This window comes from Synechocystis sp. PCC 6714 (assembly GCF_000478825.2).
GTDB lineage: Bacteria > Cyanobacteriota > Cyanobacteriia > Cyanobacteriales > Microcystaceae > Synechocystis.
This window is the reverse complement of the sequence record NZ_CP007542.1, coordinates 3,450,822-3,476,258: the sequence shown is the minus strand read 5'-3', so window position 1 is coordinate 3,476,258 and position 25,437 is coordinate 3,450,822. Positions and strand designations below refer to the sequence as shown.

Below are 25,437 nucleotides of genomic sequence, written 5' to 3'. Positions count from 1 at the left end.
GTTTTAAGCCAAGGAAATCGGAATAGGTTCCATTAGAGATGGTAATTCTCCTTTGCGACAAACCTGCGCTAAGCTTATTCGTGAGCATTTCTCGGTTGTACCTATGGACTTTTCTAGTAACGTTGCAGCGCAACTCAATGCGGGGACAATTTTGCCAGAGGGCATTGTCATTGTTACTCTACTCCTCGTGCTAATTGTGGATTTGATTGGGGGACGGAAAGTTGCCTTGGCCCTGCCCTACCTGGCGATCGCCGGTTTGTTGGTGTCGGTGGCATTATTGGTCACGTCCTGGTCCATGGCTGACCCCATAGGTTTCATTGGTGCGTTTAACGGGGATAACCTCAGCATTATTTTCCGGGCGATCGTTGCCCTGTCCACCGTCGTAACCATTTTGATGTCGGTGCGCTACGTCCAACAAACGGGGACTTCCTTGGCGGAATTCATTGCCATTTTACTCACAGCTACTTTGGGGGGCATGTTCCTCTCCGCTGCCAACGAATTGGTGATGGTTTTCATTTCCCTGGAAATGCTCAGTATTTCTTCCTACCTAATGACGGGCTATATGAAGCGCGACCCCCGTTCCAATGAAGCGGCGTTGAAATATTTGCTCATTGGTGCTTCCAGCTCCGCCATTTTTCTCTATGGTCTTTCCCTGCTCTACGGTTTGTCCGGTGGGGAAACCCAATTGGCATCCATTGCCGAAAAATTAGCCAACGCCGACACTGTGGGTCAGTCCCTTGGTTTGGCGATCGCCTTGGTATTTGTCATTGCCGGCATCGCGTTTAAAATTTCCGCCGTACCTTTCCACCAATGGACCCCCGACGTGTATGAAGGTTCTCCCACCCCCGTGGTGGCATTCCTTTCCGTGGGCTCTAAAGCGGCGGGCTTTGCGGTGGCCATTCGCTTGCTGGTCACAGCTTTTGGGGGCATTACCGACGAGTGGCACGTTATTTTTACAGCCCTAGCGGTGTTGAGTATGGTGCTGGGTAACGTGGTGGCTCTGGCCCAAACCAGTATGAAACGGATGTTAGCCTACTCCTCCATTGGCCAAGCTGGTTTTGTCATGATTGGCTTGGTGGCCGGCAGTGAAGACGGTTACGCCAGCATGGTTTTCTACATGCTCATTTATCTGTTCATGAACCTGGGGGCGTTTAGTTGCATTATCCTCTTTACCCTCCGCACCGGCAGTGATCAGATCAGCGATTATGCCGGGCTGTACCACAAAGACCCCTTGTTAACCCTAGGCTTGAGCATTTGTCTGTTGTCCTTGGGCGGTATTCCTCCGCTAGCGGGTTTCTTTGGCAAAATCTATATCTTCTGGGCCGGTTGGCAGTCGGGATTGTACGGCCTGGTTCTCCTCGGTTTGGTCACCAGTGTTGTTTCCATCTATTACTACATCCGGGTGGTGAAAATGATGGTGGTCAAGGAACCCCAAGAAATGTCCGATGTGATCAAAAACTATCCCGCTATCCAATGGAATTTACCTGGTATGCGGCCCCTGCAGGTGGGCATTGTGGCCACTCTGATCGCAACTTCTTTGGCTGGCATTTTAGCTAATCCCCTGTTCAACTTGGCCACCAATTCCGTGACCGGTACGCCCATGTTGCAAACGGCCCTAGATCAAACGATGGAAAATCCGGCGATCGCCATTTCCCACGAATGATGCTGTTTAGGCTTTAGGGATTAAACCATGGAGGGTAACACCGCAACGGCTCCAGAAATAGAGCAATTAATTCAGGCAGTGGAAACCGCAGACTCGGCCGAGAAGTTGGTAGGGGCAGTACGGGCTTTGGCGGCAACCCGATCGCCATTGGCAGTGCCTCCATTGACCACGGTATTGCGTTACAACAATCCGGGGGCGGCCGTAGCGGCGGTGGATGGGCTGATCGAAATCGGGGATGCGGCTATGCCCCATTTACTGGCCAATATGGACGGCTACAACTATGGGGCCAGGGCCTGGGCCACCCGGGCCTGTGCGGGCATTGGCGATCCAAGGGCGTTAGAACTTTTGCAGGAAGCAGCTTTGACGGATTTTGCCCTGAGTGTACGGCGGGCGGCGGCCAAGGGTCTTGGTTTTCTCCGTTGGCAAACTTTACCGCCAGAGGAACAGGGAAATGTACAAAAAATCATTTACGAAACTTTAATCAAAGTTTGTGCTGATCCAGAATGGGTAGTGCGCTATGGGGCGATCGCCGGTTTGGAAAATTTAGCTAAGCAGGCCCCCCATTATCACCAACCCCTAAGGGATTTTCTCCGGTCTTTTGTAGAGCAAGAACCAGAGGCGATCGTTAAAGAACGGATTAATTGGGCCTTGGAAAATATCGCCCAAGCCTAAGGTCTAGCTCTCATTGTTAAAGATTCACATTGGGGAAGGATGGCGAAATATACCCAAATCCGCCCTACACTGAAAGCAAAAATTTCCACATTTTCGGCTATGTCTCTAAGTTTTGTGGCCATTGTTAGTTTCATTGTTTTAGGTCTACTGGCCGGCTTTGCTAGCGGTTTAATTGGCATTGGTGGCGGGCTAATTATTGTGCCAGTGCTGGTGTTTGGTTTTGGTTTTACCCAACATCTAGCCCAGGGCACAACCCTAGCCCTAATGGTTCCCCCCATTGGCATAGCGGCGGCTTGGACCTACTACCAAAAAGGAGATGTGGATATCAGAGTGGCAGTACTGATTTGTGTCGGGTTTGTGCTGGGCAGTCTTTTTGGGGCCAGGGTGGCCACCAGTATTTCCAATGAATTGCTGGGGCGAATCTTTGGCGGAGCCATGTTGGTCATTGCCCTAAAAATGATCTGGGGCAGATAATTTGGCGATCGCCCTTTTGCTTTTTGCTCATTGGGGAAGTTCCTTTATAGTCATTTCAAATAATTTCGAGACTGCTTAAGTCTTTATTGACAAGCTTTTCGGTGAATTTGATTGCCTCAGTCTTACTAGAAACGACTATAACTCTCGGTGCAGAGGGTCAAGAATTGGGAGCAAGCCCTTGAATTAGTGATTGGGCATAAACCTATCGGGCACCTCCTGGAGATGATCATATTGCCAAGTAAAAGTACCCACCCCCAGGGTGAGGGAACGTAACTCAATAATGAAATTCTGCATTTCTGCTTGGGGTAAATGGGCTGTGACTTGATCCCAACTTTTCCAGTCCGATCGCCCTTCGTAGCCGAGAATTTGGCCCCGGTGGCCGCTCACCAATTGCAACACCCGGGAAGTAAATTCCGTTGGGGTGGTGACGTTAACGCTCAAAATTGGCTCCAACAGCACCGGATTACATTGGGGCATTCCCTCCGCCATACCTAGGCGGGCCGCCTGTTTAAAGGCCTGTTCGGAACTATCAACGTTGTGGTAGGAACCATCGGTTAACGTAACGGCTAAATCCACCACCGGGTAACCCAAGGGGCCTTTTTCCAGATATTCCCGGACCCCCATTTCCACCCCAGGGATGTACTGTTTGGGCACTACGCCCCCCACAATGGTTTCGCTAAAGCTAAAGCCGACTCCCCGCTCCAACGGTTTAATGGTGAGATAAACATCCCCAAAGGCGCCATGGCCACCAGTTTGATGCTTGTAACGGCCGTGAATTTCTGTGGCTTTACGGATGGTTTCTTTATAGGGAACTTGGGGTTGCTGGCTGACCATGGGCAGTTTATATTGTCTTTGCAACCGTTCCAAAGCCACTTTGAGGTGAATTTCCCCCTGGCCCCAAAGGATGACTTCCTGGGTTTCACTGTTCTGTTCCCAGGTTAAAGAGGGGTCTTCTTCCACTAGTTTGGCCAAAGCAGCGCTGAGTTTGACCTCATCCTTGCGTTGTTCCGGGGCGATCGCCAGGCCATAGAGCGGGGGCAGGGGATCAACAAAGGGCAAAGGTTCCACTTCTACGGTGGAAAGGGTTGTGCCAGTCCGAACATTTTCCAAACGGGCTAAGCCGACGATTTCCCCCACAGTGGCCGTTTGCACGGGAGTTTGTTGGCCGCCAAATAAACGGTAAATTCCCCCCAACCGTTGGCCGTTAAGACTATCGGAATCCTGCAATGTGCCTTGCCAAATGCGGGCCAGGGATAACCGACCCTGGGGAGTGAAATAGGTTTTCAACACCTGGGCAATGACAGGCCCCGAACCATCGGTGCTTAAACCCCGGCGATCGGCCGTAACACTGGGATCAGAAGCCTCTTTGATCAACACATCCAGCAATGGTCGTACACCAAAATCCTGTTCCGCCACCCCAATGACCACCGGTACAATTAAATCCGCCCCCAACTCCTGTTTGAAGTCCGCTTCAATTTCCGCTTGGGCCGGTTCCACCTCCTCCATCAACTCCTCCAACAGGCGATCGTCAAAATCCGCCAACGCCTCCAACATTTCCTGGCGAGCTTTGTGTTCTGCCCCGGCTAATTCTGGCGGTAAAGCAATGGGATCGGCGGCACTGCCATTGTGGTATTGATAGGCCTGCTCTGTGATCAGATCAATATAGCCCCGTAATTCTTCCCCTTGGTAAATAGGATATTGTTGGGGAATCAGGGGCCGAGAAGAAACAGTTTTTAACGCCTGCAACACTTCTCCAAAGGGTTGCTTTGCCCGCTCCATTTTGTTAATGAAAACCAGATGGGGAATGGTCCAATCATCCAAAAACTTAAGCAAAGGGGCTAAGGTCATCACTCGACTTACGTCGGCCTCACAGACGATCACTGCTGTGCCAGCCCCGATCAAAGCCCCATAGGTTTCCTGGGCAAATTCGATGGAGCCTGGACAATCAAGGAAATTTAGGCGCAAACCTTCGTAATCAATGCCTGCAATGCTTACCTCCACACTCATTTGGCGAGCCTTAGCTTCGGGACTACTATCACTCACCGTATTGCCGTCTTTAATACTACCCTTGCGGGTGATACTGCCACTAACCCACAAAATACTTTCGAGCAAAGTGGTTTTGCCACTGCCATAGGGGCCGACAATGGCCACGTTGCGGAGGGATTCATTGCTGGGGTTGTTCATAAAAAATACCTGAGAGGCTCCTATTGCTGAGCCTAACCCAGAATCCCCGACCTCAAACCTCTCCGCAATCTCTTGTAAAATTCGGGCAGGAGATTGTTAACTCTGGTTAAGTTTCAGTAAACAAAAAACGACATGGATTATCGGCAAGCGGGTGTGGATGTGGAAGCGGGACGGGAATTTGTCAGCCGCATTCGGCAGCAGGTGGAAAGCACTTTTCGCCCGGAGGTGATCGGGGGCATTGGCGGTTTCGCCGGGTTGTTTGAAATTCCCGCTGGTTACAAAGCACCGGTGCTGGTTTCTGGCACGGATGGGGTGGGCACTAAGTTAAAAATTGCCCAGGCCATGGACCGGCACCACACCATTGGCATTGATTTAGTGGCCATGTGCGTAAACGATATTCTGACCACGGGGGCGGAACCCCTATATTTTCTCGACTATTTAGCGACAGGTAAACTAGAACCAGCCCAACTAGCAGATGTGGTGACGGGCATTGTGGAGGGGTGTAAGCAATCTGGCTGTGCCCTGTTGGGGGGAGAAACGGCGGAAATGCCTGGCTTTTATGGAGCGGGGGAATATGATGCGGCGGGCTTTGCGGTGGGCATTGTGGAAAAAGCCCAACTTCTAAACGGCTCCCAGGTACAAATTGGCGACGTGGCGATCGCCGTGGAGAGTTCCGGGGTCCACAGTAATGGCTTTAGTCTGGTGCGAAAAATCATCGACAGTAACGGTTGGCAATGGTCCGATTGTTTACCCGGGTGGGGGCGCAAGTCTTTGGGAGAAATCTTCCTAGAACCTACCAGGATCTATGTCAAACCCATCCAAGCGTTACTGAAGTCGGGCATTAACGTCCACGGCATGGCCCATATTACCGGCGGCGGACTACCGGAAAATCTACCCCGCTGTTTGGGGCCAGGACAGTCAGTTCAAGTTAAAGCTGGAAGTTGGCAACCCTTACCTGTATTTAACTGGTTGGCGGAAAAGGGGCAAGTTAATCCCACTGCCATGTTGGAAACCTTTAACCTCGGCGTGGGTTTTGTCGTCATCGTTGCCCCCGACCAAGGCCAAGCTACCCTCGACTTTTTCCAGGGCCAAGGGTTGGTAGCTAATCCCATTGGCGAGGTGATAGAAGGCGATGGTGCTTTTGTCTGGCTAGATTAGAGTTTGGTTTCAACTTTATCCGCCCTGGCTTGAATTACTTGTAGACTGCCCCCGGCATAGAGACTATGGTTGACAACGGTAAAGCCAGCTTGTTCCAGTAATGCGACTAAGTCTGTGTTGATTAACTGCCAGGCCGTTTCCGTTTCAAACAAACCCATGAAAATAGCCAAAGGGGGCCAAAATAGCCAATTGCTGGGGCGATGCAAATCCACCAAGGTGAAAATGCCCCCAGATTTCAGCACCCTTTCCACCCCGCTAATAATGCCCTCTAGTTGTTCTGGGTTCATTTCGTGCAAAGCCACACTGGTATGCACTAGATCAAACTCTTGATCCCCAAAGGGTAAATCCTCAGCTAAACCCTGCACATAGGTGGCTTGGGGCACGTTAGTTTTTGCCTTGGCCAAGGCTTTGGGGGAAGCATCGAGTCCCACCACAGTGGCTCCAGTTTGTACCAAGTGGGCAGTGGCCTGGCCGCCCCCACAACAGAGGTCCAAAACTTTTTGACCTGGGGAAATTACTAAACCCCGTAACGGTAATTGGTGAAAACGCTTTTCTCCCCCCACGTTTAAGGTAGCGAGGCGGGAAACCAAAGCATAGACCCAAGGATATTGATAACTCCAAGTGCGGAAAATAGTTGCCATGGCCTAGGAAGAAATTGGGGCGATGTTTGTAAGCTGGGATTCTTTCCTTTTCGCCATCTATTGTTACACTTGGTAAAGAAACTGAAAAATTATCCTATTAAACTTAACAATTATGGGTCGTGTTGGGGTCTTACTGCTAAATCTTGGCGGACCGGAGAAGTTAGAGGATGTACGCCCCTTCCTTTTTAACCTGTTTGCGGATCCAGAAATTATTCGTCTGCCTTTTCCCTGGTTGCAGAAACCCCTGGCATGGCTAATTTCTACCCTGCGGGCGAAAAAATCCCAGGCTAACTATGCTGAAATTGGCGGTGGTTCTCCTTTACTGCAGATTACCGAAGCCCAAGCCTCTGCCTTGATGACTCATCTTGATCGTCTCGGCCAGAATGCAAAGGTTTACATTGGCATGCGCTACTGGCATCCTTTCACCGAAGAGGCCATTGAAGAAATTAAGGGCGATCGCCTGCAAAGGTTGGTGATTTTACCTCTGTATCCCCATTTTTCCATTAGTACCAGTGGTTCTAGCTTCCGGGTTTTGGAAGAGATGTGGCGCAGTGATCCGAGTCTGCGGCAGTTGGACTACACCCTCATTCCTTCCTGGTACGATCACCCTGGTTACCTCCAAGCCATGGCGGACTTAATTGCCGAAGAGTTAAAAAAATTTCCCAATCCAGACCAAGCCCATATTTTTTTCAGTGCCCACGGCGTGCCCCAAAGTTATGTGGACGAAGCGGGAGACCCCTACCAAGCGGAAATTGAGGCCTGTACCCGTTTAATTATGCGGACCTTAGATCGTCCCAATCAATACACCCTGGCTTATCAAAGTCGGGTGGGCCCCGTGGAGTGGCTCAAACCTTATACAGAACAGGCTTTGCAGGAACTGGGAGCCGAAGGGGTAAACGATTTATTGGTGGTGCCCATTAGTTTTGTTTCTGAACATATTGAAACCTTGCAAGAGATCGACATTGAGTACCGGGAAATTGCCGAGGAAGCCGGCATTAATAATTTTCAACGGGTGCCAGCCCTGAACACCCATCCGGTTTTCATCGATGCCCTGGCCCAGATGGTGCTGGATTCCCTCAATGATCCTCCCTGTACCTTTGAAACGGTGCCCCATCCGAAAAAGAACATGAAAATGTATCCCCAGGAACGCTGGGAATGGGGTTTGACCACAGCGGCGGAGGTGTGGAATGGCCGCTTAGCTATGTTGGGATTCATTGCCCTATTGGTGGAACTGATCAGCGGCCAAGGGCCGTTACATTTTGTCGGCTTGCTTTAGAAAACTGCTGAAAGCCCCCTAGCCCTCAATTCTGGAGGAATTAAATTTAAATTATTGAAACCAATCTTGAGAGTTCTTTAGCCAGGGAAATGGGGCGGTAATTGCCTGGGAACATTGAACTGCAACTGTTGCTCCAGTTGGTAGGCCAATGCTAGCACTGTGGCATCGGCGGCGGGCTTGCCAATAATTTGCACACTGAGCGGTAAACCCTGCCCATCAAATCCCACCGGAATGGCGATCGCCGGTAATCCAGCCGCATTGGCGGGGGGACAGGGGGCAATCCACTCAATAATCTTCTGTACTACATTGGGGGGAGCTAAATGGGCCCATTCCCCCACTTTAGGTGGTTGGTGGTTGAAAACGGGCAGAATTAAAGCGTCATACTGCCCCATAAAAGTAACAATTTGGCGGGAAATGACCTGCATATCCCTCACCCCCCGTAGATAGTCTCCCGCAGTGCCGCTGGTTTCCCCTAACCATTGATTAACCGGCTCCAGCAAAGGCAAAGGAATGCCGGAAGCCCCCACCCCCGCTTTCCAAATTTGGGCAAAGGGTTCAATCAAACGAGTGACATCAAAACAGGCCTCTTCCAATTGGTGGCCTAAATTTTCACAAACGGCGATCGCCTTGGTCACAGCCCCTTGAATGACTGGGGTGCTAGTAAAGGGGGGCAGGGAAAAAGCATAGGCTAGGCGCAACTCACCAGGGGCTTCCTCTGTGGTTTCTAAAAAAGGGCGATCGGGGGAGGGCAACCAATAGGGATCTCCCGTTATATAACCTTCCATCACATCCAGCAGAGCCGCCGCATCTAACACAGAGGAACTAAGGGGGCCATGGCAGGCAATGCCGCTTTGGTAATCCCCCACCGGAGCTTGGGACACCCTACCCCGACTCGGTTTAAAGCCCACCAGGCCGCAACAGGCCGCCGGAGTTCTCACAGATCCCCCCCCGTCGGAACCTTGGGCAATGGGGACTAAAGCCGCCGCCACCGCCGCTGCACTGCCACCGCTAGATCCCCCCGCAGTGTGGTCTAAATGCCAAGGATTACGGGCCGGCAAAAAGCCTGGGGGTTCCGTGTAGGGAAATGATCCCAGTTGGGAGGTAACGGTTTTACCTAGAATGGTGAATCCCGCCGCTTTCATTTTGGCCACAACGCCGTCATCGTAGGTGGCTAAATTTTCCCTGAGGGCGGCCACTCCATAGCTCACCGGCATACCGGCCACACAGTTTAAATCTTTGACTGCCATGGGTACGCCAAAAAATGGTGGCAAAGGTTCAGAATTACCCATTCCCGCTAAATATTCGGTTTTTTCCTTAGCATCGGCGATCGCCGACTCCTGGCCTACATAGGCAAAACTGCCCAATAGCCGATTATGGCGCCCCAGGCGGTCGAGATAATACTGGGTAACTTCCAAAGGGGAAACTTGGCGGGTACGGATTAGTTGGGCAATGTCCAGGGCGGTGAGCAAACAAAAATCGGTCATATTTTGAGTAAGGTGATTCACACCAAATTCCGTGACAAGGTTGTAACCAAATTGTTCACGGATGTTAACGTCCTGTCGACCATGTCCATTGTTTTTTTACAGTCAAATTCAAAATTCAAAACTATCGAGTTAGTGGACTAAGGTCCCAAATTTTTACGGTTTTATCCTCCGCACCGCTATAGAGAATGTTGCCCTCGGGACTAAAAGCCAAGGACAGAACCCAGCCTTTGTGGCCAGTCAGGGTGGTAACCTGTTTGCCGTTGACTAAATCGAAGATCATGATGTTTCCCTCTTTATTGGCGGTGGCTACCCAACGGCTATCGGGGGAAACGGCAACGGTATTGATTTCTAGGCTGGGGCCTTTGACGGTAAATAACTCCTTGGCATCGGCTAGATTCCAGGCTTTGACGAAATTTCGCACTGCCCCCACCAGTTTTCGGCCATCGGGGGTAACGGCTAAACCGTTGATAAAACCCGGTTGTTTAGGGGAAGTGCCTAGCAATTGAAAGTCATTAGCATCCCAAAATTTAATGGTGCGGTCATCGCCGATGGCCCCGGTGATAAATTGACTGCCATCGGGGGTAAAGACAACGGAGGTGGTGGGGCCAATGTTGTCAGCGAGGGTTTGTAACAAGTTGCCCGATTGCCGCTCCCAAATGCGAATGGTGCGATCGCCACCACTAACGCTAACTACCCTTTCTCCGTCGGGACTAAAGGCCACGCCACTGACCTTGTCGCTGTGGCCAGATAGGGTTTTCACCCTCATGCCATCCCGAACCCGGCGCAGATCAATGTTATTACCAGCGGCGATCGCCAACCATTGACCATCGGCACTGATGGCTAAATCAGCAAAATTGTTGACGGGACTCCTCTGGGCATAAACAACCTCTTGGTTCGCCAAGTTGATCAGGGTAATTTGTTCGTCCGCCGTGGCCACTGCCAAATATTTACCATCGGGGGTGACATTTAAAGCGGTAATAATGCCTTGAAAACCGCTGAGATTCTCCACCGTTACCGATGGTTTGGAAGAATTTTGAGCCACTGAATATGGATGGGGAATAATCTGCTCTGCGCCGACATTTTGCAGGGGATAGACCGAACAGGCAATGGCCGAAAAAAGTAAAAATGGAGCAAAAGGTATTTTGAATGGGGAAAAAGAATTAGCCATGTTAAAAAAATAAAAACAGTAGGTTAGCTAAAATACTGGTTGCCTTATGGGCAAGCATTTTAATCCATTGAACCAATGAAACCTGAATTTGCCACTGTCCAGGCCTGGGAACAGGCGGATTGTTTAATGCAACCGGCCTTAATTCGCACCATTGACCATCTCCGACAGGGTTTGGAACATTGCCCCTGGCGCAGTCGTTACGAGGAGGTGCAGGAACCCATACCAGGCCATCGGTTAATTCTGGAAAATGATGGGCAAACCTACGGAGTTAACATTTGGGATTTATGCTTTCAGGTCTGCTTTGCCAATTATCAAGCCCAGCCCTTTGGGGATAACTTGCCAGAGAATGCTCAGGTTTTGACTGTGGAAATAGACCAGGAATTATTTAACGACCAAGGGGAAGTGGATTGGACGAAATTAGACCATAAAGCTCGCCATTGCGTAGAAGAACTTTTAGCTGCCCTGCCCACCGTTGGCCATAGTTGATTTTGATTGCAGGCGATCGCCAGTGCGGAGAATTTGCCCCGCCAACATGGCCGCCCCAAAACCGTTATCAATGTTGACCACCCCTACCCCCACCGCACAGGAATTGAGCATGGTTAACAGGGGGGCAACGCCGCCGAAACTGGTGCCATAGCCGACGCTGGTGGGTACCCCAATGACGGGACAGTCCACTAACCCCGCCACCACACTAGGCAAGGCCCCTTCCATGCCCGCCACCACAATCAACACATCCATGGCTTGGATTAACTCTCGATGGCTCAACAGTCGGTGAATGCCGGCCACCCCCACGTCCCAGAGTTTTTCCACTCGGAAACCGCAGAGGCTGGCTGTGATGGCCGCTTCCTCCGCCACGGGCAAATCCGCTGTACCCGCACTGAGAACGCCAATGGTACCAGCATATTTAACTTGTAAAGGGGTTTGCACCAGAGCACAAATGCGGGCTTGGGGATAGTACTGCAACAGAGGAATGCGATCGCCAAGCATATCCGCTACCTCCGGCTCCACCCTGGTTACCAGCACCACCGGGTTATGCACCGCTAAGGCTTGGATAATGTACTCAATTTGTTCTGGCGTTTTGCCGGGGCCCCACACCACTTCTGGAAAGCCCGTCCGCAGTTGTCGCTGATGATCCACTTTGGCAAAATCATCGATCGCCTGGAAGCTGAGATGTTTTAGCTGCTCAAAACCCTCTTGGGCACTGGTGTGGCCACGGGCGATCGCCATGAGCAATTGTTGGAGGAAATCTGGGGTCATGGGCAGGGAAAACTGAAAAACAGGGCCATTGACCATTCTGGCCCATTTAGGCTAGGTTGCTCCCCCGTACATGGCCTGTAACACCAGGGCTGGATCTACTAAAACTCCGTTATGGCGTAATTCCCAATGGAGATGGGGCCCCGTGGTTCTCCCCGTCATACCTACCCGGCCAATCCGCATTCCAGCCATTACCTGTTGCCCCTGTTGGAGCACAATACCCCCCTGGCGATCGACTAAATACCTTTGTCCCTGATGTACTTCCACCTGGCCCATTAAATGGCAGTAGGTATGTTGCCAAGCACCGGACTGAATCCGCACCATGGTGCCACAGCCAGTGTGATCGGACATTTCCACCACTGTGCCATGCCACCAATTACGAATATAACTGCCCAGGGGGGCAGCCAAATCCAGACCATTATGGAAAGTGCTCGCTCCAGGAGTGGGGGCCCGGCGGGGGCCAAACCCAGAAGTGTATTGCTGGAAATTTTCCACCGGGAAGGAGGCATACTGCCAAGGGTTGGTGGAACTAGTGGCGATCGGAACATACTGGGCGGTGGCGTCTCCCCCAAGACCCAAACCCAACGTTAAGCTAGTGCTGGTCATCCCCAGGGCAAGGCAAAAGATTAGGGGCCGTCGGTAACGGTATTTCCCCACAGGTTCGGATAAATTTGACAAATACTGACAGAAATTCCCCCAGAAGGAATTCATGGCACCAATCCTCACACGTTTCACACTGCTCCCTAGTGTATGCCCAGAATTGTCCCCTGGCGACAGTGGACTTGGTCAATTTATCTCTTTATATCTTGGTTAGAAGTGTTGGGTTTTTGACCGAGAAAAATGGGATATAAGCCTGGCCCTTGGAGCACGTAGAAACTTGGGTCTTAGACCCGAACGCTTTGGGAGATTCGACCTCCATTTTGCCTGGAGCAATCCTGTCAGGGTAAGTTGGGTCTGTGAACAAAGAATCCTCGTCCTTTGGGGGGATGGGTGTCAATTCAGAGTCCGTGGGGTTTGCCTTGGTTTGGAGTAGATTTAGTCTGATTGAGTCAGAATGGAACTAGGTTCCTCCGTTGTTGTTCCCCACTCATCCGTGCTGTACAAAATTCGCCACTACCCCAACTCTGTATTGGCTGTTACCCTCAAACCAAGGGAACGCCTCTATGTTAGCCTTGGTTCTTTGATCAGCATGGACAGGGGGTTGGTAATTACCCGGATTGCTGGAGGGGGTTGGCTTCGGGCCCTAGCGAGGTTTTTATTGGGCAAAGACAATCTAATGCTCAATGCCATCCATAATCCCACCGATCAATCGTTAAGTTTTACCCTAGGTAAGGCTCTGCCGGGAAATTTGACCCGTCTGAACTTACCCAAAAATGGCATTGTCGTCAGCCCCCGGGTACACATTGCCCATACCAGTGGCGTCAATATGGGGGTGCACTGGCTTGGTTTATCCAGTTGGTGGGCAGGCCATGGTCTTTTGGGTTTGAAACTCCAGGGTAAGGGCCGCGTCTTCCTTGGTAGCTACGGCACCCTCAATCAGTTGTCCTGTCCCCAGAGTTTTGTGGTGGAACATTCCCATCTGGTGGCCTTCCAGCCCAAGCTCAAGCTCAAAGTAAATTTTCCCAGGGGCATTATCGGCGACATGCAATCCGGTCGGGGGCTGAGTTCCCGTCTACAGGGCAGTGGTAACATTTACTGGCAATCCCGCAGTCTGAGTAGTTTAGGGCGTTTTATTCGGCTCCGACTGCGCTAATTTTCCCTTTACCTGCCCTATGAACATTGAACTTCTCAATTCTCCCCAAACGGCGATCGCCAAGGTCATTTTGGAAGCCAACGAGGAATTAGTGGCTCAAAATGGCTCTTTAATTGCCATGAGTCCGGACATGACAGTGCAGAGTTCCGTGCGTCGTAGTGGTGATGGAGGGGGCAAACAAAGTAGTCGAGGAGCCCAAGCTAAAACCATCTTTTTGAATAATTACCGAGCGGGGGAAAATGGTGGTGCAATTTACCTTGCCCCTGCTCTGGTGGGAAAACTGGGGCACTATCAGTTGGAGGGGAGAAAATTAATTGTCCGGCAGAGTTCCTATTTGGCGTCCGCTAGTCAGGTGGACATTTTCATGGGCTATAAATCGACAGTTAAAAAGGAGCCCTATTCATGGTTGAGTTTGGTCGGCACGGGGGACATTTTAATCAGTGCCTTTGGAGCCATGTATACCCTGGAGGTTGACGGTAAACAAATTGTCAATTCTGACCATGTGGTGGCCTTTGATAATAGTCTTAAAGTCAAGCAGTATGAGGAGTTGCGCCCATGGCCCAGACGCCTAGTGCCGATCCAAGAAATTTTGTACGAATTCAGTGGCACAGGTGCCATTATTTGCCAAAGCCATGGACCCCAAGGTTTGGCCCAGGAGGTGGGCCGACAACTTAAACCCGAAAACTTCAAACTGCGCTAAAAAAATTCTAACAATCAGACTAAAAATTAGTACAAAAACGACGCAGTCAACGGAATCCTAAACCAAGCTTGCCCCATCCCTCCCTTGCCCACCACCGCCATGATGGAAGAAGAATCCCTAGAAAAACTCGAACAAAGTCTGGAGCAAGTCGACTCCGACGAGGAACTGGAAGAGGACTACACCCAGCATCTCTTTGCCCATCCCCGGGAAGTTGTGGGGGAGAATCAAGGTCGTCCAGTGGATGATGAGTTTAATTTGCCCTACAGCATCAATGGCCATGGCCTATACGCCACCGTGGCATTGACCCTTAAGCCTGGCCAAATTGTCTTTGTTGATGCTAACGCGGTCACCGCCATGGACCGTCACATTCTCTTTGTGAATAAGTTGCGGGGAGGATTACTGGATATTTTACGCAAGGCTCTAGGGATTGATGCCTTATTTCTCAACCAGTTTACGGCGGAACAAAACGTTGGTCATCTCCATTTAGCTCCTCCTTTGCCGGGGGATATTTGTCACCATTTTTTAACCATAGAGAAGGGGCTTTATCTACGGGCAGATAATTTCCTTGCCTGTCAGCCGACGGTGAAAATTGATACCAATTTCGTCAGCATGAAGCATTTCTACAACGATAGCCAGAGTTTTTTATTGCGTTTGGTGGGCCAGGGGGATTTATGGTTTAGTCTTTACGGCGGTTTAGTGGAGGTTCCCATTGATGGCACCCTAGCCTATAACCCTGATTACATCGTTGCCTTTGAAGATACCCTGGATTACGAAATGACTAAGCAGGAAGGCCTTGCCACTGACCGATTGCGGGGAGATGTGTGGGGCGGTAAGGGTAGACTATGCCGCTTCACCGGCCAGGGAAGGATTTGGCTCCAGGCCCGCCAGCCAAATAGTTTCTTGAACTATGCCCAATCAATTTTGCTCAATTTACGCTTTCCCCGACTTGGATAAAGGAATCCCCAGGGTCAAGTTCGTGCCACAGGGTGAACATTAACCGGGAAATTTTTGGCGCAAGGCTTGAATAATCTCTCCATTGGCCTTAGGAAAATTGTATTTTGCCAAATCGGCGATCGCCACCCAGCGAATTTCTTCACAGGCGAGGGTTTGGGGTTGCCCCGAAAGATATTGGCACAGATGGACGTAGAGAGTTAGGCGCACCTGGGGATAGCTATGGTCAATGGTGATGAGGGATTCCCCCACCGCTACCTCAATGGCAATTTCTTCCCGTACCTCCCGGACAATACATTCCGCTGCTGTTTCCCCCGGCTCCAGTTTCCCCCCAGGAAATTCCCACAATCCCCCAAAGGAACCTCCCACCGGACGGCGATCGATTAATACTTCACCTTGGTCATTAATAATCACCGCTACGCCAATTTGTTTATGTTTGCTGGGAAAAGTCATAGAATTTGCCAGAAATTTGCAAAATGAGCAAAAAATCCCCCAAGATATCGAACCTTAGGGGAATAATACAGAGTTTTAATGGTCGTTGACTAACAATTAACTCCGGCTAGCGTTACGACGGGCTTCCGCCGCTTCATCGGGATGAATGCCCAAGCGGGTTAGGTTCAAGCGGCCCTTACTGTCAATTTCCCGTACTTTGACAATGACCTCATCCCCCACGCCCACTTCATCTTCCACTTTGCCAACCCGGCCTTCCGTTAACTGGGAAATGTGGATCATGCCCTCTTTACCGGGCAGCACTTCCACAAAGGCACCAATGGGAATGATCCGGGTTACACGACCGAGGTAAACTTCCCCTTCGTTGAGCTTACGGGTCATGTTGTAAATCATCTGCCGAGCCCGTTCTGCCCGTTCCCCTTCACTGGAAGCAATGGTAACGGTGCCGTCGTCGGCAATGTCAATCTTACAACTGGTTTGTTCCGTGATGCCCTTAATGGTTTTACCGCCGGGCCCAATGACCATGCCGATGTGTTCCGGTTCAATTTTCAGGGTTAATAACCGGGGGGCAAAGGGAGACAACTCAGGGCGGGGTTCCCGGATCGTCGCCAACATTTTGTCTAGGATATGGAACCGGGCGGGAAGAGCTTGCATGATGGCCTTGGACACCACTTCCATGCTCAGACCATCAATTTTCATATCCATTTGCAGGGCGGTAATACCGGAATCGGTTCCGGCCACCTTGAAGTCCATATCCCCAAGGAAATCTTCAATGCCCTGAATATCAGTGAGAATGCGAATTTCATCCCCTTCCTTGATTAAACCCATGGCGGCGCCACTGACGGGTTTTTTAATCGGTACCCCGGCATCCATCAGAGCAAGGGTGGAACCACAAACGGATCCCATGGAGGTAGAACCGTTGGAGGAAAGAACTTCCGACACAACCCGCACCACATAGGGAAAGTCTTCCTGGGCAGGCAGTACGGGAATAATTGCCCGTTCCGCTAGGGCACCGTGGCCAATTTCCCGACGGCCGGGGGAACGCATGGGGCGAGCTTCGCCAACGGAGTAGGGGGGAAAGTTGTAATGGTGCAGATAGCGTTTTTCGTCTTCGGGATGGAGATCGTCCGCTAAGTCTTGGGCATCGCCGGGGGAACCAAGGGTAGCCAGGGATAGAACTTGGGTTAAACCCCGGTTAAATAAACCACTGCCATGGACTCGCCGGGGCAGAAAGCCCACTTCACAACTAATGGGGCGTACCTGTTCGAGTTTGCGGCCATCCACCCGCACCCCTTCTTCAACAATCTGTTTCCGCATTAACTTTTTGGTCAATGCTTTGTAAAGATTACCTAGTAGTTTGGGATCTTCTTCCACGCTTTGTTTGACGGGATCGGTTTCCGGTAACTCGGCGATCGCCGCTTCCACTTCGGTGGCTTTAATTTCATCAAGGGCGGTATCCCGACCATCTTTACCCAGGTCAAATTGACCGAGCACGGTGATGATTTTTTTAGCGGCCCTGCTTTCGATAAACTTTTCTACGGCGGTATTGACCGGAGGAGGTTCGGAAGTAGCAAGGGTAATGCCCAGGTCCGTCATCAATTCCTGTTGGGCGTTGATCAAGTCCTGCACCGCTTCATAGCCAAAATCGATGGCTTCGATGATGTCCTGCTCTGGCAGTTGATTGGCCCCGGCTTCCACCATAACAATGCCGGCGGGGGTGCCGGCTACCACTAGGTCTAAATCGCCGTTGTACACTTCCCGATAGGTGGGATTAATAATAAAATCATCCCCCACTAAGCCCACCCGCACAGCGGCCATGGGGCCTTTGAAGGGTATCTGGGCTAGAATTACCGCCACGGAAGCCCCGGTCACCGCTAGTACATCGGGGGGAACTTCCTCATCCATAGACAGGGTAGTGGCAATTACCTGTAACTCATCCCGTAACCAATGGGGAAAAAGGGGCCGCAAAGGACGGTCAATGAGGCGGCTGATCAGTGTAGCTTTCTCTGGGGGTCGCCCTTCCCGCCTTAAAAAACCTCCCGGAATACGACCTGCGGCATACAGTCTTCCTTCGTAGTCCACCGTTAAGGGGAGAAAATCAATGCCATCTCTTCCTTTAGCTCTGGTCGCCGTGACCAACACCGCCGTATCACCGGATTGAATGAGGACTGAACCCCCTGCTTGCGGGGCTAGGGTTCCCATTTTGAGTCTTATATCCCGTCCGTCGAAGGATATGGACTTGTCAAACTCTTGCATTTAACGTGTTTTCCTTATGTGGTATGACGTTTCTTCTTCTCAGGAGATCCTAACACCATTGACGAACCGTGGGCCGACCGGACGGCGATCGCCAAGGCATGATCCTTGGCATTAATGGGCTTTTAGCTGATTTTTCTCGCCGCCATTGACAAGGTCAAGCAAATCGGATGGTCAACCCAGGGATGGACTAGGGCTGGCTAACTGTCCCCAACGGCTGGCGGGAAAAAAGCGGAATAGGGCATGGCCAATGATATTTTCCTGGGGTAAAAAGCCCCACACATGGGAATCGTTACTGTTGTTGCGGTTATCCCCCATAACGAAAACCTGACCTTCGGGCACCCGCACTGCGGGCAGATTATATTGGGGCGGTTCTAAAATATACTCTTCCTGCAAAGGTTGGCCATCCCGATAAACAATGCCGTTGTTAACTTCCACCGTTTGCCCCGGCACTGCAATTACCCGTTTAATAAAAGCTTGGTCTCCTTTGTAGCCCTGTACCTGCAACAACTCCGGCGGATGGAAAACTATGATGTCTCCCACCTGGGGCGGATGGAAATGGTATGAGACTTTTTCCACCACCAGGCGATCGCCTTGTTCAAGGGTGGGCAACATGGAATCGGAGGGAATATAACGGGGTTCCGCCACAAAAAAGCGCAGTAACAAAGCTAACAGCAGAGCAATAACTAATAGTGGGGCATTTTCTTTGATCAATTGCCAAGGGGAAGGGGCGGGGGAATCTTGCATAAATGGGGATATTGAACAGGCAACGGACAAAAATAAAAATTAAGAAGAAGGACGTCTGCAAAGTCTGGATTCGCCCTGTAAATATCCCAAACCTGGGGGACCTTTTACCCCCTAATCCAAGCCCGAATTTAGCTCGGTGAACCTGGCTGGCAAAAAATTATAGATGGGCAAACCCTGACAGCTAGGGCAAACCCTTGGTAAGCAAGGGTCACAGATCAAGCATAATCGAGGAGAGACCATGGCCTCAACGGCCTGTTTAGATTGTTACTTTTCAAACCCCTTTCGATCGCCCTATGGTTAGCCTTACCCCCAATCCTAGTTACAGCGTCAGTCTCCTTTTGGAGTTACCCAACCACGCCGGGACTTTGGCCAGCGTTACCCAGGCGATCGCCGATGCGGGGGGAAGCTTTGGACAGATTTCTTTGATCGAAAGTAATCTCAAGTTAACCCGGCGGGAAATTGCGGTGGATGCCTCTAGCAGTGAGCACGCCGAAAAGATTATTGGGGCGGTTAAGGCTCTGGACAATGTCAAATTGCTGAAAGTTTCTGATCGTACTTTTGATCTGCATCGCCAGGGAAAAATTAGCGTTGTTAGTCGTATTCCCCTCACGTCCCAATCGGATTTGGCCATGGCCTACACCCCGGGGGTGGGGCGCATCTGTCGGGCGATCGCCGAAGATCCCGAAAAAGTCTATTCCCTCACCATTAAAAGCAATACGGTGGCGGTGGTGACCGATGGCAGTGCGGTGTTGGGGTTAGGCAACCTTGGCCCGGAGGCAGCCCTGCCGGTGATGGAAGGCAAGGCCATGTTATTCAAGGAGTTCGCCCAACTGGACGCTTTTCCTATCTGTTTGGATACCCAGGACACGGAAGAAATTATCCGCACGGTTAAGGCGATCGCCCCGGTGTTTGGGGGGGTAAATTTGGAAGATATTGCCGCTCCCCGTTGCTTTGAAATTGAAGCTCGGCTAAAAAAAGAACTCAATATTCCTGTTTTTCATGATGACCAGCATGGTACCGCCATTGTCACCCTAGCCGCTTTGTTAAATGCCCTCAAATTTGTTGGCAAAGCCATGGCTACCGTTCGCATTGTCATCAATGGCGCTGGGGCCGCTGGGTTGGCGATCGCCGAATTGCTCCAGGAATCGGGGGCCACCAATATTTGGATTTGCGATTCCAAGGGCATTGTTTCCCAAAATCGTACAGATCTAAACAGTAAAAAGCAAAGCTTTGCCGTACCAGCGGCAGGAACCTTAGCCGATGCCATGGCCGGAGCGGACGTATTTTTAGGGGTGAGTGCGCCGGGGGTGGTGACCAGGGAAATGGTGCAGTCCATGGCCAAGGACCCCATCGTGTTTGCCATGGCCAATCCCATTCCAGAAATTCAACCGGAATTAATCCAAGAGGATGCGGCGGTCATTGCCACAGGGCGCAGTGATTATCCCAACCAAATTAACAACGTGCTAGCTTTTCCAGGGGTTTTCCGGGGAGCCATTGACTGTCGAGCCAGTATCATCACCAACACCATGTGCATAGAAGCGGCCAAGGCGATCGCCTCTTTGGTCCATGGCAATACGTTGGACAGGGAACATATCATTCCTTCGGTTTTCGACAATCGGGTGGCTCCCACCGTGGCCGGTGCTGTGCAGTTGGCCGCCCGTAACGAAGGGGTAGCAGGGGAATAGTTAATTGGGAACGGTTAAGCCCTTACTGGTCAACCACTCGGCATTGTAAAGGCGGGACTGGTAACGGGCACCCCCATCACAAAGTACAGTAACAATGGTATGGCCCGGCCCTAATTTCTTCGCCAGCTGATAGGCTGCTCCCACATTAATACCTACAGAGCCGCCCATGAATAGGCCATCCCGCCGTAGAAGTTGGTACACCACCCGCAATGCTTCTGGGTCGTCAATTTGCACCGCATCATCAATGGGCACATTTTCCATATTGGCGGTGATGCGACTGTTGCCAATACCTTCGGTGATGGAATTGCCGCTGGGGTTAATGGCTCCGGTTTTGATGAAGCTGTAGAGGCCACTGCCCATGGGGTCCGCCACTACACATTGCACCGCTTCAGACTGTTCTTTGAGGTAGAGGGCCACCCCTGCATAGGTTCCCCCGGTGCCGGTGGCCGCTACCCACACATCCACTTTACCGTCCGTTTGTTGCCAAATTTCGGGGCCCGTACTGTTGTAATGGGCTTCACGGTTAGCCAAATTGTCAAATTGATTAGCCCAAATGGCGTTGTCTAATTCTGCGGCAATGCGTCCGGAGAGTTTGACATAATTGTTGGGATCCCGGTAGGGCACTGCGGGCACCGTTCTTACCTCGGCCCCCAGGGTGCGGAGTAAATCAATTTTTTCCTGGGATTGGGTGTCGGGAATGACAATTAAACATTTATAACCCTTGGCATTGCAGATGTGGGCTAGACCAATGCCCGTATTACCCGCTGTGCCTTCCACCACCGTGCCGCCAGGTTTGAGTTTCCCTTCTTTTTCAGCGGTTTCAATGATGCCCAGGGCCGCCCGGTCTTTGACGGAGCCACCGGGGTTCATAAATTCTGCTTTGCCTAAAATTTCACAGCCGGTTTCGTCACTGAAACTGTTGAGGCGAATCAAGGGGGTGTGGCCAATGGAGTCCACAAAGCCGTGCTTAATATCCATGCTGAGTTTAGGTAAGGCGGTCAATTTGGGGTTAAAACCCTGTTAGGTTATCCTACCCCAGGGAGGATGGGCAGATGTAGGGGGAATTTCTGCCGCAATTGATTGATCCGGGTCAATTATTAACAATTTGGATCCCGTGGCCGATGGTGTGGGTTAACCAAAAATCCACGTCGGGATCGTTTAATTTTTCTTTGGCGATCACCAGCACCTGTTCCGCTTCTGCCTGCCCTCGGCAAAGGGTAAACACGCTGGGGCCGGAGCCGGACATCATGGTGCCCAATCCCCCCCCTGACTGCAATGCCTGGCGTAACTTGGCCACGGGCTGATGGGCCGGGAGAACAACTTTTTCCAAATCGTTGTGGATATGGCTGGCAATTTGCCCTGGGTTGCGGTGGTGAATGCCCTGGAGGAGGGGCCCCGCATGGATGGTTTTGCGCCGGGCCTGTTGGGACTGGTCATCGTTTAAGTAACTATGTCCGAACTGTTGCCGATAAGTTTGGTAAGCCCAGGGGGTAGAAACTTCCAGGGAACGATGTTTGGCCAGCACCACCCAGAAACAATCCCCGTCCGGTAAGGGGTCTAACTTTTCCCCCCGCCCCGTGGCGATCGCCGTGCCACCGCCAATGCAAAAGGGAATATCGGACCCCAGTTGAGTCGCCAACTGTTCCAATTCCGGCCTGGTTAAGCCCAAATTCCAGAGCAGGTCTAAACCCACCAACACCGCCGCCGCATCGGCCGAACCGCCCGCTAAGCCCGCCGCCATGGGAATATTTTTGGTCAGGGTAATATCTACGCCACCGTAATTGTCATGGGCCTGGGGAAAATGGTTGATCATCAACTGGGCCGCCCGGTAGGCCAAATTAGTGGCATCGTTGGCCAGGGGACTGTCCCCACAACTGAGGCGGATATCATCGGTACCATTGGCCCGCACGGTAATTTCATCTCCCAGGGCAATGCTCTGCAACACCATCACCAGCTCGTGGAAACCGTCGGGGCGATCGCCAAGAATTTCGAGGAAAAGATTAATTTTGGCCGGGGCATGGAGGGTGTAGGAATGCATTAGGTTGGGGTTAAAAAAGTCGGCGATGAATTAGTTAAATTTTCAGTTAACTCTAACCATTGCTCTAAGCTCAAATCTTCCGCCCGGGCAGTTTCTGGCAAAGCTAACTGTTCTAATAACGAGGCTAATTGTTCTGGAGCGAGTAATCCCTTGAGGTTATTGCGTAACATTTTACGGCGATTGGCGAATCCTAAGCGGAGGAGTTGATCCAATAAACGGCGATCGCCTGGTAACTGGTCCACGGGGTAGGGAGTTAAACGAATGACGGCGGAATCGACTTTAGGGGGCGGCGTAAAGGCTTTGGGGGGCACATCCACAATCCAATCCACCCGGGCTAGGTATTGCATCCGCACCGATAGGGCACCGTAGGCTTTGGTGCTGAGCTGGGCTGTTAACCGTTCGGCAATTTCTTTTTGCACTAATAAAACGATGGTTTCAAAGCCTGGTACCCTCGGTTTTTGGATGGTACCCAACAGTAGTTCCAAAATCGGACTAGTGATGTTATAGGGAATATTAGCTACTACTTTATTGAGGGGTGAAAATTGGGAAAAATCTTGTAATAAGGCGTTTAAATCTAATTTCAATATATCCCCTTCCAAGAGCAGAAAATTTTCCCTTTGCCCTAATTTTTTGCGTAATTTAAGACATAAATCCCGGTCTAGCTCCACCGCCACCACTGGATTACCTGTGGCCAATAATTGTTTGGTTAGCACCCCCATGCCGGGGCCAATTTCCAAGAGGCGATCGCCGGTCTGGATATCTGCCGCCGCCACAATGGCCTGTAAAGTTGGTTGATGATTCAGCCAATGTTGGCCAAAGCGTTTGCGGGGTCGAAAAGCCATAAAATTTTGCTTAATGCTTGGTTCACTGCCCTGCCGAGGCAATGCCAGAAGCCCATTGTACAATTTGTCCTATCCTCCGCCGCCATTTGAGGTGTGATTTTACCGAGGAAAAATTCCTCAATTATTTTGTTATGGCCTACCGCTTGGTCGTTGCCCCAGAGCAAATTACTGATGTCACGGTTATTTTGACTGCTCCCCAGCGTCATTATCTCCAGCGGGTATTGCGGCTGCAAATGGGGGACGGTTTCATGGTGCTGGACGGGAGCGGCGGGGTATGGCGGGCCCGGTTAAATGATGTTGATGATGGCACAGCCCAATTGTTAGAAACGGTTAGTGAACGGAATGAATTACCTATCCCAGTCACGTTGGCGATCGCCTTACCAAAGGGCAGTGGGTTTGAGGAAATTATTCGTCCTTGCACGGAGTTGGGAGCCACAGCTTTTCAACCTTTACTGACGGAACGCACTCTCCTGCAACCAAGCAAAAACAAGCTCCAGCGTTGGCAACGTATTGTCACGGAAGCGGCGGAACAGTCGGAGCGGCAATGGTTACCGCCAGTGGCATCCCCTTTAACCTTTGCTGAATTTGTGGAGGAAGTTGTGGGGCCAGAAACCCTGGCTTTGCTCTGTGTGACCCGTTTAAATAGCCCTATGCTTGGGGCATACTTGAAACAGAGTAATTTGCCAGCCCAAATTGTCTTGGCCACTGGCCCGGAAGGGGGATGGACGGATGACGAAATTTCCCTGGCGATCGCCAAGGGGTTTCAGCCGGTGTCCCTCGGTAAGCGTATTTTGCGGGCGGTGACGGCCCCCACCGTGGCCCTAGCTCAAATTAATGCCCTGTTGGAAGCCTAATATTTTTCGGCCTGTTTCCCTATGTATAAAGCCATTGCCGATGCCATTCATAGCCAAGACCTGGCCACAGCGGAGCAACTGTTGGCGGCGATCGGGGAGGACGGTGCAGAAAATCCCATGACGGGGTACTACCAAGCTCGGCTAGCGGAGGCCCGGGGGGATTTAAACGAAGCGGAGCAAAAATTTCGCCAGTTGTTGGTCATTAGCCACAGTCCCCAACTACTGTCAAAAATTCGGGCCGGTCTGGGTCGTATCCAAGCCCACCATCAAGCGGAAGCGGCAAGGTCTTTGGCGGAGCACCAGGCAGCCATTGAGGAAGCTAAGGCGGCTCCTGAGGCCCAATCCCAGGGAATTTTTGTGTTAGAACCGTTGCCCCCAGCGGAAAAACAGGCCAAGGCAGTACAGTTTGGCGAAATAATGAAAATTGATCCCTACACAGCTCGTCTACAGTTACCCAGTAGGGCTTGGCGGCTCTATCGCACCGGGGCGATCGGGGAATTGAACTATTACCATCAGCAATGCCAAGCAGCCCAAATTCCCAGTTTTTCTGTGCCATTGGCTGACATTTTAGCCCTCAAGGTTTTTCCGGTTTTTCACATTGAAAGTTTGTCTCCGGTGGTCACGGTTAGCTATCGTATTAATCGGCAGGAGGAGGGTAGTTTTAGCTTTACTTGGCAAGATGTGGGTCAAACGGTGGAGGGTTTATTGCCCATTTTTGAGGAATGTGTGGATGTGAATGTGCGGGGCAAAATCCAGCGCAAAACTGAAATTTTAGATTACGCCCGCATTTGTGATTTACATTTACCCCAACACCAAACGATTCTGCGTTTTTGCGACCAAATTTATGAATTTACCCAGGGAGTCAGCCTAGATAATGGTGACTCCGCCCAAGGGCAACGGGGCACTGCCCACCAACAATGGCAACAACTAAGCCAACTATGGCAAACTAATTTACCTGACAAACCAGTCTGGAAAGAATTCAAAGCCTTTGCGGAAACGGCTCTAGATTTTCAGGAATTACTTAAACTAATCGATCCCCACATTCCCTTTCTGCGCCGGGAAGAAACTAACTGGGACAAAGCTTTTCACCTCTACAGCGCCCTAGCCTTCTGCCGCAATCTGCCCCCAGACTAAGGCTAGCCCCCGACGAAACCGTAGTGCCTCCGATGAGTCCCATTGGTCTTTAGTGT

At 51.2% G+C, this 25,437-nt stretch carries 23 protein-coding genes and 1 pseudogene; 12 read left to right on the top strand and 12 right to left on the bottom strand.

The annotated features are described in order from the left end of the window. The first annotated feature begins 103 nt into the window (after positions 1-103). The 3 genes from D082_RS15865 (at position 104) to D082_RS15855 (ending at position 2,809) form a co-directional block, all read left to right on the top strand. Positions 104-1,663: an NAD(P)H-quinone oxidoreductase subunit N gene (locus D082_RS15865; protein ID WP_028947511.1), complete on the top strand. Its 1,560-nt coding sequence runs from the start codon at positions 104-106 to the stop codon at positions 1,661-1,663. 27 nt (positions 1,664-1,690) lie between these two features. After that, the gene (locus D082_RS15860) at positions 1,691-2,335 is read left to right on the top strand and encodes a HEAT repeat domain-containing protein (protein WP_028947510.1); all 645 of its coding nucleotides are present in this window, start codon (positions 1,691-1,693) and stop codon (positions 2,333-2,335) included. A gap of 99 nt (positions 2,336-2,434) precedes the next feature. Continuing rightward, complete coding sequence (locus tag D082_RS15855; RefSeq protein WP_028947509.1) at positions 2,435-2,809, top strand: sulfite exporter TauE/SafE family protein; 375 nt, start codon at positions 2,435-2,437, stop codon at positions 2,807-2,809. A 183-nt stretch (positions 2,810-2,992) separates the two neighbouring features. On the opposite strand, the gene D082_RS15850 is transcribed toward D082_RS15855, so the two are convergent. Further along, complete coding sequence (locus D082_RS15850) at positions 2,993-4,993, bottom strand: elongation factor G (RefSeq protein WP_028947508.1); 2,001 nt, start codon at positions 4,991-4,993, stop codon at positions 2,993-2,995. Positions 4,994-5,125: 132 nt separating this feature from the next. Here D082_RS15850 and purM point away from each other — a divergent pair, with 132 nt between their 5' ends. Continuing rightward, positions 5,126-6,151 (top strand): phosphoribosylformylglycinamidine cyclo-ligase, encoded by a 1,026-nt coding sequence (gene purM / locus D082_RS15845; RefSeq protein ID WP_028947507.1) that lies wholly within the window; start codon positions 5,126-5,128, stop codon positions 6,149-6,151. Here purM and D082_RS15840 read toward each other — a convergent pair. Further along, positions 6,148-6,792 carry a class I SAM-dependent methyltransferase gene (locus D082_RS15840; RefSeq protein ID WP_028947506.1) on the bottom strand — a complete coding sequence of 215 codons (645 nt, stop codon included), beginning with the start codon at positions 6,790-6,792 and terminating at the stop codon, positions 6,148-6,150. The two genes, purM and D082_RS15840, sit on opposite strands and share 4 nt — an antisense overlap. A 112-nt stretch (positions 6,793-6,904) precedes the next feature. On the opposite strand from D082_RS15840, the gene hemH reads away from it, so the two are divergent. Then, positions 6,905-8,068: a ferrochelatase gene (gene hemH, locus D082_RS15835; protein ID WP_028947505.1), complete on the top strand. Its 1,164-nt coding sequence runs from the start codon at positions 6,905-6,907 to the stop codon at positions 8,066-8,068. Positions 8,069-8,145: 77 nt separating this feature from the next. Here the strand turns inward: hemH and D082_RS15830 are convergent, their stop codons facing one another. Both D082_RS15830 and D082_RS15825 read right to left on the bottom strand, forming a co-directional pair. Further along, positions 8,146-9,552 (bottom strand): amidase, encoded by a 1,407-nt coding sequence (locus D082_RS15830; RefSeq protein ID WP_028947504.1) that lies wholly within the window; start codon positions 9,550-9,552, stop codon positions 8,146-8,148. 121 nt (positions 9,553-9,673) lie between these two features. After that, complete coding sequence (locus D082_RS15825; protein ID WP_028947503.1) at positions 9,674-10,720, bottom strand: WD40 repeat domain-containing protein; 1,047 nt, start codon at positions 10,718-10,720, stop codon at positions 9,674-9,676. A 75-nt stretch (positions 10,721-10,795) separates the two neighbouring features. On the opposite strand from D082_RS15825, the gene D082_RS15820 reads away from it, so the two are divergent. Continuing rightward, positions 10,796-11,206 carry a hypothetical protein gene (locus tag D082_RS15820; RefSeq protein WP_028947502.1) on the top strand — a complete coding sequence of 137 codons (411 nt, stop codon included), beginning with the start codon at positions 10,796-10,798 and terminating at the stop codon, positions 11,204-11,206. On the opposite strand, the gene larB is transcribed toward D082_RS15820, so the two are convergent. After that, a complete protein-coding gene (gene larB / locus D082_RS15815; protein ID WP_028947501.1) occupies positions 11,174-11,977 on the bottom strand; it encodes a nickel pincer cofactor biosynthesis protein LarB in 804 nt (267 codons plus the stop codon). The two genes, D082_RS15820 and larB, sit on opposite strands and share 33 nt — an antisense overlap. 51 nt (positions 11,978-12,028) lie before the next feature. Further along, entirely contained in the window at positions 12,029-12,685 is a 657-nt protein-coding gene (locus D082_RS15810) for a M23 family metallopeptidase (protein WP_028947500.1), read from the bottom strand. Between the two features lie 343 nt (positions 12,686-13,028). On the opposite strand from D082_RS15810, the gene D082_RS15805 reads away from it, so the two are divergent. The 3 genes from D082_RS15805 (at position 13,029) to D082_RS15795 (ending at position 15,381) form a co-directional block, all read left to right on the top strand. Beyond that, positions 13,029-13,727, top strand: coding sequence for a TIGR00266 family protein (locus D082_RS15805; RefSeq protein WP_238546763.1), 699 nt, complete (start codon positions 13,029-13,031; stop codon positions 13,725-13,727). A gap of 19 nt (positions 13,728-13,746) precedes the next feature. Continuing rightward, positions 13,747-14,427: an AIM24 family protein gene (locus D082_RS15800; RefSeq protein ID WP_028947498.1), complete on the top strand. Its 681-nt coding sequence runs from the start codon at positions 13,747-13,749 to the stop codon at positions 14,425-14,427. Positions 14,428-14,526: 99 nt separating this feature from the next. Then, positions 14,527-15,381 (top strand): TIGR00266 family protein, encoded by an 855-nt coding sequence (locus tag D082_RS15795; RefSeq protein WP_028947497.1) that lies wholly within the window; start codon positions 14,527-14,529, stop codon positions 15,379-15,381. 39 nt (positions 15,382-15,420) lie between these two features. On the opposite strand, the gene mutT is transcribed toward D082_RS15795, so the two are convergent. From mutT to lepB, 3 genes are all read right to left on the bottom strand, one after another. Next, on the bottom strand, positions 15,421-15,831 hold the full coding sequence (mutT, locus tag D082_RS15790) for an 8-oxo-dGTP diphosphatase MutT (protein ID WP_028947496.1): 411 nt from the start codon (positions 15,829-15,831) through the stop codon (positions 15,421-15,423). 96 nt (positions 15,832-15,927) lie between these two features. Next, positions 15,928-18,084 (bottom strand): polyribonucleotide nucleotidyltransferase, encoded by a 2,157-nt coding sequence (locus D082_RS15785; RefSeq protein ID WP_028947495.1) that lies wholly within the window; start codon positions 18,082-18,084, stop codon positions 15,928-15,930. A 171-nt stretch (positions 18,085-18,255) separates the two neighbouring features. Next, positions 18,256-18,828 (bottom strand): signal peptidase I, encoded by a 573-nt coding sequence (lepB, locus tag D082_RS15780; RefSeq protein ID WP_028947494.1) that lies wholly within the window; start codon positions 18,826-18,828, stop codon positions 18,256-18,258. A gap of 293 nt (positions 18,829-19,121) precedes the next feature. Here lepB and D082_RS15775 point away from each other — a divergent pair, with 293 nt between their 5' ends. Continuing rightward, on the top strand, positions 19,122-20,513 hold the full coding sequence (locus D082_RS15775) for an NAD-dependent malic enzyme (protein ID WP_028947493.1): 1,392 nt from the start codon (positions 19,122-19,124) through the stop codon (positions 20,511-20,513). Here D082_RS15775 and D082_RS15770 read toward each other — a convergent pair whose 3' ends face one another. From D082_RS15770 to rsmA, 3 genes are all read right to left on the bottom strand, one after another. Beyond that, positions 20,514-21,491 (bottom strand): cysteine synthase A, encoded by a 978-nt coding sequence (locus D082_RS15770; protein WP_028947492.1) that lies wholly within the window; start codon positions 21,489-21,491, stop codon positions 20,514-20,516. Between the two features lie 112 nt (positions 21,492-21,603). Continuing rightward, positions 21,604-22,551, bottom strand: coding sequence for a 4-(cytidine 5'-diphospho)-2-C-methyl-D-erythritol kinase (ispE, locus tag D082_RS15765; RefSeq protein WP_028947491.1), 948 nt, complete (start codon positions 22,549-22,551; stop codon positions 21,604-21,606). Then, a complete protein-coding gene (rsmA, locus tag D082_RS15760; RefSeq protein WP_028947490.1) occupies positions 22,551-23,393 on the bottom strand; it encodes a 16S rRNA (adenine(1518)-N(6)/adenine(1519)-N(6))-dimethyltransferase RsmA in 843 nt (280 codons plus the stop codon). Before rsmA ends, ispE begins: the two co-directional genes overlap by 1 nt. Here rsmA and D082_RS15755 point away from each other — a divergent pair. Together D082_RS15755 and D082_RS15750 are read left to right on the top strand one after the other, a co-directional pair. Next, positions 23,358-24,247: pseudogene (locus D082_RS15755) on the top strand (16S rRNA (uracil(1498)-N(3))-methyltransferase). The gene rsmA and the pseudogene D082_RS15755 overlap by 36 nt on opposite strands. Before the next feature lie 21 nt (positions 24,248-24,268). After that, complete coding sequence (locus D082_RS15750) at positions 24,269-25,381, top strand: hypothetical protein (protein WP_028947488.1); 1,113 nt, start codon at positions 24,269-24,271, stop codon at positions 25,379-25,381. The last annotated feature ends 56 nt before the right edge of the window (positions 25,382-25,437 follow it).